Annotated in this window: 3 protein-coding genes; 1 reads left to right on the top strand and 2 read right to left on the bottom strand. The window is 46.5% G+C overall.

Going from position 1 to position 1,219, the window contains the following annotated elements; all coding sequences use genetic code 11:
* The coding region (locus A3763_RS19315) for a DUF2780 domain-containing protein (RefSeq protein ID WP_197482989.1) at nucleotides 1-218 on the top strand (218 nt) is incomplete at its 5' end.
* Between the two features lie 68 nt (nucleotides 219-286).
* Here A3763_RS19315 and A3763_RS19310 read toward each other — a convergent pair.
* Both A3763_RS19310 and A3763_RS28895 read right to left on the bottom strand, forming a co-directional pair.
* The gene (locus A3763_RS19310) at nucleotides 287-958 is read right to left on the bottom strand and encodes an OmpA family protein (RefSeq protein WP_156490355.1); all 672 of its coding nucleotides are present in this window, start codon (nucleotides 956-958) and stop codon (nucleotides 287-289) included.
* Between the two features lie 47 nt (nucleotides 959-1,005).
* A partial coding sequence (locus A3763_RS28895; protein WP_197482988.1) for a DUF6524 family protein occupies nucleotides 1,006-1,219 on the bottom strand: 214 nt, incomplete at its 5' end.

The following is a 1,219-nucleotide window of genomic DNA, read 5'->3' as shown; positions in this document are numbered from 1 at the left end:
GCATACTGTCTAAAGTAAGTGGCGCATCAGGTTCACTAGGCGCGCTAGGAGAAGTCACAAAACAGTTTGAAGCCTTAGGCTTGAGCCCGGATATGGTGCTGAAGTTCGCACAGATGGCCATTGAATATTTCTCTGGAGACTCTAAGTCATCTGATGAGCAAGGTTCAGGTATCGATATTGGTGGTTTACTACAGAAAGGCTTAGGTGCAATTTTGTAGTTCTATCGCAAATTACGAATAAAAAAGGGTGCTATGAGCGCCCTTTTTTATTGCGATAAGTGACGGCTTTACTTTCCTGCGCTTTCTAAAGGAAGTAGCTTTAATTCTACACGGCGATTAGCCTGACGGCCTTCGGCAGTGTCATTAGAAGCAACTGGGAAGCGTGGCCCTTTACCCGAAGAGTGAATGCGCCCAGAGGCAATGCCACGAGTCTGGAGTGCATACTTAACGCTGTTAGCACGCTGTTCGCTGAGAGTCTGATTAAACGATAGCGCGCCAGTGGAGTCTGTATGCCCGGTGATTTCAATTGCAGTCTTATCAAATTCCTTTAAGACCAGTGATACAGAATGAATGATTTTCTCAAAACTGGCCTGTAAATCCGACTTACCCGTTTCAAAGGTAATGTTGCCAGGCATCACTAAGATTATTTCGTCGCCCACACGCTTAACGCTTACGCCGCTATTTTTTAGCTGGTGCCTTAGTTTTGCTTCTTGCTGGTCCATGTAATAACCCGCACCACCACCAATAGCGCCACCGGCAACGGCACCAATAAGTGCGCCTTTGCCTCGGTCAGACTTACTCGAGGTTGCAACCCCGATCAGTGCTCCCGCGACTGCCCCGGTCACTGCGCCTGTCGTTGCGCTTGATACTTCTTCTTCACCGGTATAAGGGTCATAGGTCATACAAGCACTGGTTAAGGATGCTAGAACAGTAAGGCTTACGATTTTCTTATTCAACATGAGTTTGCTCCATTATTTCCGTATATATAAATAGTGCTAAAAGGTGCTTAGACTTCGTCTACGTCAACTTGTCCGGATAGCCTGCGCCGAATATGAGACCAGCTCATGCCCAAACATAGAATTGCAGATATAAAAATTTCTAATAACCAGACGAAAGCACTGGGTTCACTTATGCTAATTAAGCCAATATCGATTAATGCCCAGATAATAATCGCGACGAGCAGCGCTGCGAGGGTGAGCCCGACGGGCCCTAAAGATTTT

This window comes from Oleiphilus sp. HI0128 (assembly GCF_001635365.1).
Note: the sequence above shows the minus strand (reverse complement) of the source record. Positions and strands in the feature narration are given on the sequence as shown.